The organism is Plantactinospora alkalitolerans (assembly GCF_015690345.1).
In the GTDB taxonomy this organism is placed as follows: Bacteria; Actinomycetota; Actinomycetes; order Mycobacteriales; family Micromonosporaceae; genus Plantactinospora; species Plantactinospora alkalitolerans.
Genome location: NZ_JADPUN010000167.1, coordinates 1 through 7,757, shown reverse-complemented (window position 1 = coordinate 7,757; position 7,757 = coordinate 1). Strand labels below are relative to the sequence as shown.

The window sequence follows — 7,757 nt, the reverse complement described above, 5'->3', positions numbered from 1 at the left end:
GCCGCGGGCGGGGCCGACGGCCCGGCGGGCGGCGCGGAGGCGGCGGACGAGGACGAAACCTCGCCGGAGGTGCCGTGTCCCCCGCCGGAGGTGCCGTGCCCCTCGGCGGCGGCCAGTAGCGCCGGGTCCGGCTGGTTGGTCGGCGGCTGCCAACCCTGCGGCGCGGGCGTGGGCGGGCCGTCGTACCGGAATGTCAGCGCGCCACGGACCGGATCCCCGTCGGAGGCCGCCGAGAGATAGCTGACCGAGTACTGGCCGGCGACCGGCAGGTGTGCCACCGTCAACACGGCGGGAAAGCCCGTCGTGTACTCCTTCGGCTCGAACTTCCCGTTGACCAGGAAGTACTCCCGCACCGGCCGGTCGAGGGGCTTGGGCGCCCCGTGGGTCCAGCCGCTGTCGACCCGGCCGCCGCCCGGCGCCGTGATCGTGAAGTACGCGTTGGCGGCCACCTTCTCCGTGAAGTAGAGCTCCACGACGGTCAGCGGGCCGGTGACCGTCGTCCCCTCGGCGGGTGTGGACATCGCCAGCGTGCCGTGCGCCACGGCCGGCGGGGCGGCGGCGAGGACAGCGACCGCCGAGGCGAGGGCGAGCGAGAGCAGGCCGGCGAAGATCCGGCGAGGGATCGCGGAGAGATGACCCATCGGAACATCCTCACGATTGGAACGCTTTGATCAAGAGCTGGCCAACTTTTTGTGCAAATAGCAGAAGTTCGGTCCACCTCGGACTCAATCAACCGGCCGGGCGTACGGAACCTCGCTCCAGCGCCATCAGAGCACCGTCGGTAGTGGACTGATGACGCTACGCGCTGGATCGATGCGGCCCGGGGCGGCACGGCCGGGAACCGCCCTCTCCGGCCGGTCTGACCTGGCCGCTTGCCACGGGCACCAACCTGCGGTTTTCCCACCTGAATCATGGCCTAGCCTATGGGGAAGATGCGATTTGCTCGGCTGGGGAGGATGCGCGAATGGCAAAGCTTCAGGGTGTCCGGCGTGGTGCGGCGCTGGCCATGGGTACGGTGCTGGCGGTCGCCGGTCTGGTCGGCTGCGCGAAAGAGGACACCGGCGGCACCACCGCCGACGGCGTGAAGCTGGTGCAGGCCGGCAAGCTCACCACCTGCACCCACCTGCCGTACTCGCCGTTCCAGTCCAAGGACGCCAGCGGCAAGGTGGTGGGGTTCGACGTCGACATTGTCGACCTCGCCGCCAAGAAGCTCGGCGTGACACAGGAGATCGTCGACACACCGTTCGAGGGCATCAAGTCCGGCGCCGACCTCAACTCCGGCAAGTGCGACGTGGCTGCCGCCGGGATGACCATCACCGAGGCCCGCAAGGAGGTACTGGACTTCAGTACGCCGTACTTCGACGCCACGCAGGCACTCGTCGCGCCGGTCGGCAAGACGTACAAGACGCTCGCGGACCTGGCCGGCAAGCGGCTCGGCGTGCAGGGCGCCACCACCGGCGAGGACTACGTCAAGCAGCAGGTCCAGCAGCAGAGTCTCAAGGTCGAGATGGTCTCCTACAAGGATCTCGCCGCCGTACAGCAGGCACTCACCACCGGGCAGATCGAGGCGGCCGTCGGCGACCTGCCGGTCTGGAACGAGTACATCAGGGCCAACCCCGGCAAGGTCGTCGTGGCGGGCGGCTTCGACACCGGCGAGCAGTACGGTCTCGCGGTCAAGAAGGGCGGCAACCCGAAGCTGCTGGAGACCATCAACCAGGCGCTCGCGCAGGCACGGACCGACGGCGGCTATGACAAGATCTACGAAAAGTGGATCGGTCCGAAGCCGACGGTGTGACCTGGTCTGGCAGAACGACATCGGGCGGTGGTTCCCGCCGCGCGACCTGGGGGAGGCATGGCAGATCCTGAGACGCTGGCGACCGGGGCCGACGGCCGACCGGCCCCGCTGCCGGCGCCGCCCCGGCGACGGCTGGGCCGCCGGCAGCGGCAGCGGTTGTGGCGACTGGCCGGCTATCTGGTCTTCACCCTCGTGCTGCTCTCGGTGGTGGCGGCGGCCGACTGGGACCGCCTCGCCGACTCGTTCCTCCGGCTGGACATCGCCGGGGAGATGTTCCCCGGAGCGATCACGGTCGCGCTGCGCAACACCATCGTCTACACGCTGCTGGCGTTCGCCTTCGGGCTGGTGCTCGGACTGGTGCTGGCCCTGATGCGACTCTCGTCGGTCGGGCCGTACCGCTGGTTCGCCACCGGCTACATCGAACTCTTCCGGGGGCTGCCCGCCCTGCTGGTGCTCTTCATGGTCGGCTACGGCGTACCGCTCGCCTTTCCCGACCGGGAGATCCCCGGCGGGGTGTACGGCGCCGTCACCGTCGGCCTCGGCGCGACCGCCGCCGCCTACATGGCCGAGACGATCCGGGCCGGGATCCAGGCCGTGCCGAGGGGACAGTTGGAGGCGGCCCGGACGCTCGGCATGTCGCACGCCCGCGCGATGGTCTCGATCGTGCTGCCGCAGGCGTTCCGGATCGTCATCCCGCCGCTGACGAACGAGATCATCCTGCTCACCAAGGACACCTCGCTGGCGTACGTGCTGGGCGTCACCGCGACCACCATCGAGTTGACGAAGTTCGCCGGTGACGCCCTCAACACCCGGGTCAACCCGACCCCGCTCGTGGTCGCCGGCCTGCTGTACCTGGCGATAACGCTGCCGCTGTCACAACTGGTCCGTTGGCTGGAACGCCGGGCCGCGAAGGAGAGGTGACCGGCGGTGTCCGCGATCGAGATCCGCGACCTGCGTAAGGCCTTCGGCACGCTGGAGGTGCTGCGCGGCATAGACCTGTCGGTGGAGACCGGCGAGGTCGTCTGCGTGATCGGACCGTCCGGGTCGGGCAAGTCCACCCTGCTGCGCTGCGTCAACCTGCTGGAGGAGCCGTCGGGCGGATCGGTCCACGTCGACGGCGTGGAGGTCACCGACCCGGACTGCGACATCGATGCCGTACGGCGCCGGATCGGCATGGTCTTCCAGCAGTTCAATCTCTTCGGCCACCTGCGCGTACGGGAGAACCTGACCATCGCGCAGCGGCGGGTGCTCCGGCGGTCCCGGGCCGAGGCGGAGCGGATCGCGGCCGAGAACCTTCACCGGGTCGGCCTGGCCGAGAAGGCGGACGCCTACCCGGCGCAACTCTCCGGTGGGCAGCAGCAGCGGGTCGCGATCGCCCGCGCACTGGCGATGGATCCCCGGCTGATGCTCTTCGACGAGCCGACCAGCGCGCTCGATCCGGAGCTGGTCGGCGAGGTGCTGGCGGTGATGCGCTCGCTCGCCGCGGAGGGAATGACCATGCTGGTCGTCACCCACGAGATGAGCTTCGCCCGGGAGGTCGCGTCGCGGGTGGTCTTCATGGACGACGGCACCGTCGTCGAGTCCGGTCCGCCCGAGGAGGTCTTCGGCTCGCCACGCGAGGCCCGGACCCGCGAGTTCCTGCACCGGGTCCTCGAACCGACCCGGGTGAGCGAAGCCGAGATCGGCGTGCACACCCCGTTCCCGTCCCGCCGGTCGTAGTCTCTGCGCCATGACGAAACCGCAGACGCACACGCTCGCCGTGCCCGGCGCCGACCTGGTCTACGACGTCCGCGGCCCGCTCCCCCCGTCCGGCGGGCGCCCCGCGTTGCTGATGATCGGCCAGCCGATGTCGGCGGAGGGCTTCCACGCCCTCGCCTCGTACTTCCCGGACCGCACCGTCCTCACCTACGACCCTCGGGGCCTGGGCCGCAGCATCCGCAAGGACGGCCGGTCCGACCACACGCCGCAGCAGCAGGCGGGCGACCTGCACCTGTTGATAGCGGCGGTCGGCAGCGGTCCGGTCGACCTCTTCGCCAGCAGCGGCGGTGCGGTGACCGCACTCGAACTGGTCGCGACCCATCCCGGTGATGTCGTCACGCTGGTGGCGCACGAGCCGCCAATCAACGCCGTGCTCCCCGACGCTCCGGCCGTCGAGCGCGCCCGGGCCGCCTTTCACGAGGCGTACCAGGCGAACGGCCCCGGTGCGGGCATGGCCGCGTTCATCGCGATGACGTCCTGGCAGGGCGAGTTCACCGACGCCTACTTCGCCCAGCCGGTGCCCGACCCGGCGACGTTCGGCATGTCGACCGACGACGACGGCACCCGCGACGATCCACTGCTGTCGAAGAACTCGTGGGCGATCAGCGACTACCGCCCCGACGCGAGCGTGCTCACCGCGGCACCGACCCGGATCGTGGTCGCGGTCGGCGAGGAGTCGGCCGGGACGTACACCGCGCGTACGGCCGAAGGCCTGGCGGCGTTGCTCGGCCAGGAGGCCACGGTGTTCCCGAGCCACCACGGCGGCTTCCTCGGTGGTCAGTTCGGTTACGCGGGCAAGCCCGAGGAGTTCGCGGCAAGACTGCGCGACGTGTTGGATGCCGGCTGACCGGCGAACCGTAGAGCCAGCGGGCGAGATGGACGCACCGCCCCGGATGGGGTGAGGCGCGCCCCGTCCACAGCGCCGTCACCATCGCCATGGCCGGCGCCGGCCATGGCGACGGATTCACACGTTTGGGTCGTTCGTCCCTCGACGGGAGGAAAAGCCACTCATTGTCGCGTCCGAGAGGTTTGGGAGCCTCGGCACGGGTACTGGCGCTTCACCACCACACGTTCGAAACGAGGTAGTGATGACCTTCAACCCGCTGACCGAAAAGGGCATCCCACTGGACAGGCAGCTGCGCGACTGGCGCGAGTTGGACGTGGAGCCACTGGACCCCGATGCCACCGACCCGTACACGCGGTGTCGGGTGATCGTGATGAACGGGATCGAGATCGAGTCGATCATGTTCAGTCACCACCTGGCCCGAACCTGCCCGGACCCGGAGGTGAAACGGCAACTCGCCTACACCCGGTACATCGAGGCACAGCAGCAGAAGGTGGTCAACTGGCTGCTTCCGCCGATCGCCAGCACGCTGGAGACCACCATCGCGTACGAGCAGGTGGCCGTCGACCTCACCGCCTGGATCGCCCGGATGGAGCCCGATCCGTACCTGACCCAGGCGTACGAGTTCGGGGTGCTGGAGGACTTCGACCACCTGTACCGGTACGCCAACCTGTTCGAAATGATCGAGCGGCGTAAGGCGGAGAAGGTGGTCGACGGGCTGACCGAGGTGATGCCGGGCCGGCCGACGAAGGCCCACCACCGGCATCCGTACGACAACGTCCGGGACCCGTACGACCGGACCAAGGTGAACCCGCTGTCGAAGCTGCACGCGCTGACCGTGATGTCGGCCGAGCAACAGACGATGAACTTCTACATGAACGTCGGCCCGCAGTACATGGAGCCGATCGCCCGCCAGCTCTACGTCGAGATCGGCATGATCGAGCAGGAGCACGTCACCCACTACGAGTCGCTGGTCGACCCCGGTGAAACCTGGTGGGAACGGCTGGTCAACCACGAGTACAACGAGGTCTACCTCTACCACTCGTTCATGAGCCAGGAGCCGGACCCGAAGGTGAAGGCGATCTGGGAGTTGCACCTCAACATGGAGCTGGAGCAGTTGCGGGTCGCCGGTGACCTGATGCGGCGCTTCGACGGGCGGGAGCCCGAGGAGGTGGTCGCCCCCGCGCTCCCGGCGCCGGTGACGTTCGAGCCGAACAAGGAGTATCTGCGGCACCTGCTCGGCACCCAGGTCGACCTCACCACGCTGGGCGCGGGTTATGTCCGGGACGCCCACGAGCGGTTCGAGAAGTTGCAGGAGCAGATCCACGGTGGCGAAGAACCGCCGAGCGAGCGGGTGATCGACATGCATCGGGAGCGGTTCGGCACCGAGTACCGGATCGAGACCGAGGGTCCGCACCCGGTGGAGTCGCTGCGCCAGCCCGAGGACGGCGACCGGTGAGCGCGAACGGCCCGGACCCTGCGAAGGGGACCGACGTGATCGACCTCCTTCTGGCCCAGCACGCCCGGATCGAGGAACTGTTCCGGACCGTCGCCGCCGCCGAGGGCAGGTCGAAGCGGCTCGCCTGGCAGGATCTGGTCGAACTCCTCGCCGTGCACGAGACCGACGCCCGGACTTCGACGACCGGCTGACCCCGCTCGCGACCGCGAACCTGGTGCTCGGCCCGCCCCTCGCGATGGTCGACGCGGTGCGGAACGCTATCCGGACCGCCCTGCGGGACTGAACGCTTCACTGTCCGCTCGGAGACATGGGGCCTATCCGCGATCTGGACCGTGCCGTTCCCGTTGGCAATAAGCTGCAGGAGCAGGCGTTCCCGGACGCCGAGCAGGAGAACCAGTTCGCGTACCAGTTCGTCAACTCCTCCGCCGGTGAGGAGTCGGCCGGGGGCGTTGGGCATCGGGTCCGGGTCCGGACGGCGCGGTCCGGGACCAAGGGGTTTGATGATGGTTGACCTTCTGGCCCGTCCCCTGGCGGACGCCTTCATGCAGGTCGGCGTCTACGTCGCCGTCCTGGTCGCGCTGTTCGGCTGGCTCCGCTGGCGGTACGGCGACCGGGTCACCGACGGCCTGACGCGCCGCCCCAGGCTCGGCCCACTGATCGGCGCCCTGCTCGGGGTGAGTCCCGGCTGCGGCGGCGCGATCATCCTGATGCCGCTCTACGCCCGGGGCAAGGTGTCCTTCGGTACCGTGGTGGCCGCGCTCGCCGCCACCATGGGGGATTCCTCCTGGGTGATCATCGCCGCCGATCCGGCGTTCGCCCTGAAGATCCACATACTGCTCTTCGCGGTGGGACTCCTGACCGGGTACGCCGTCGACCTGCTCGGTGTCGATCCCGCCCGCTCGGTACGCCGGGCAGCGCCCACCCGCGCCGAGGCCCGGTCACCATCCCGGACAGCTCCGGCCCGCGCCGAGGCCCGGAGCCGACCCGCGCGGCCGGCCCCGGTGCTGCCAGCCCCGGTGCTGATGTCGGTCGCCGCTCCGAACCGACCGGCCCCGGCCGCCGTAGCCGCCGCAGGAGGGTTGCGGTACGACCGACGACAGGCGCTGGCCGGCGCATTCTGGTGGCTCACCACTCCGGCGTTCCTGGTCTCCGTCCCGGTGGTCTTCCACGCCGTGGATCCGCAACTCCTGCGGACGGCGCTCGGCGGCGTCGACCCGTACCTGGTCCTCGGTTGCTGCGGCACCCTGGTCGCGTTGCTGATCTTCTCGGCCGGCCGTGGCCGCTTCGCCGACGACACCATCGAGACCGCCCAGCCCAGCAGCCTGCGCGAGGCCCTCCGGCACAGCGCCCACGAGGCCTCCTTCGTCACCGTCTGGGTCGCGGTCGCCTACCTGGCCTGGCAGATCGTCAGTACGACGACCGGGTTCGACGGCTCCCAACTCGCGCTCGCCGGTGTCGCCGGCGTTGTCGTCGGCGGTCTCGTCGGCCTCATCCCCGGCTGCGCCGTACAGATCGTCTTCACCGGCATCTACGTCAGCGGTGGACTGCCCATGCCGACCCTGGTGGCGAACGCGATCAGCCAGGACGGCGACGCGCTCATCCCATTGGCGGCACTGCGCCGTGGCGCCGCGGCACTGGCGACGGTGATCACGACGATCCCGGCGATCCTCGTCGGGCTGGCCCTGCTGACCCTGACCTGACGAGGAGAAGCCGATGCTCCGGCTCAGCCGACCGTCGCGGCGATCCCATCGGCACGGGGACGGGCACGGCGGCGGCCCGGACGGCGGTACCAGGCGACGAAGAGCGCCCCGGCCAGCAGCACCGGTTTCGCATCCCGCCGCCGCCTATCCCCCGCCCGCCCGGAGCACCTCGCTCAGTCGCCGGCGGCGGGATGCGAAACC

At 69.7% G+C, this 7,757-nt stretch carries 8 protein-coding genes and 1 pseudogene; 7 read left to right on the top strand and 2 right to left on the bottom strand.

Translation table 11 applies throughout. The features are described from left to right. The coding region (locus I0C86_RS17500) for a copper resistance CopC family protein (RefSeq protein ID WP_196202307.1) at positions 1-641 on the bottom strand (641 nt) is incomplete at its 3' end. Positions 642-964: 323 nt separating this feature from the next. Here I0C86_RS17500 and I0C86_RS17495 point away from each other — a divergent pair. The 6 genes from I0C86_RS17495 to I0C86_RS17470 all read left to right on the top strand — a co-directional run bounded on the left by I0C86_RS17495 (position 965) and on the right by I0C86_RS17470 (position 6,047). Continuing rightward, positions 965-1,795, top strand: coding sequence for an ABC transporter substrate-binding protein (locus I0C86_RS17495; protein WP_196202306.1), 831 nt, complete (start codon positions 965-967; stop codon positions 1,793-1,795). 57 nt (positions 1,796-1,852) lie between these two features. Next, complete coding sequence (locus I0C86_RS17490; RefSeq protein WP_196202305.1) at positions 1,853-2,716, top strand: amino acid ABC transporter permease; 864 nt, start codon at positions 1,853-1,855, stop codon at positions 2,714-2,716. Between the two features lie 6 nt (positions 2,717-2,722). Beyond that, positions 2,723-3,514: an amino acid ABC transporter ATP-binding protein gene (locus I0C86_RS17485; RefSeq protein ID WP_196202304.1), complete on the top strand. Its 792-nt coding sequence runs from the start codon at positions 2,723-2,725 to the stop codon at positions 3,512-3,514. 10 nt (positions 3,515-3,524) lie between these two features. Further along, positions 3,525-4,400: an alpha/beta fold hydrolase gene (locus I0C86_RS17480; protein WP_196202303.1), complete on the top strand. Its 876-nt coding sequence runs from the start codon at positions 3,525-3,527 to the stop codon at positions 4,398-4,400. A 241-nt stretch (positions 4,401-4,641) separates the two neighbouring features. Further along, positions 4,642-5,856 carry a hypothetical protein gene (locus I0C86_RS17475; RefSeq protein ID WP_196202302.1) on the top strand — a complete coding sequence of 405 codons (1,215 nt, stop codon included), beginning with the start codon at positions 4,642-4,644 and terminating at the stop codon, positions 5,854-5,856. A 35-nt stretch (positions 5,857-5,891) separates the two neighbouring features. Beyond that, positions 5,892-6,047: a hypothetical protein gene (locus I0C86_RS17470; RefSeq protein WP_196202301.1), complete on the top strand. Its 156-nt coding sequence runs from the start codon at positions 5,892-5,894 to the stop codon at positions 6,045-6,047. Positions 6,048-6,184: 137 nt separating this feature from the next. Here the strand turns inward: I0C86_RS17470 and I0C86_RS43495 are convergent. Then, positions 6,185-6,313, bottom strand: a pseudogene (locus I0C86_RS43495) (hypothetical protein); the annotation flags it as partial. A 43-nt stretch (positions 6,314-6,356) separates the two neighbouring features. On the opposite strand from I0C86_RS43495, the gene I0C86_RS17460 reads away from it, so the two are divergent. Next, positions 6,357-7,556: a putative manganese transporter gene (locus I0C86_RS17460; RefSeq protein WP_196202300.1), complete on the top strand. Its 1,200-nt coding sequence runs from the start codon at positions 6,357-6,359 to the stop codon at positions 7,554-7,556. The last annotated feature ends 201 nt before the right edge of the window (positions 7,557-7,757 follow it).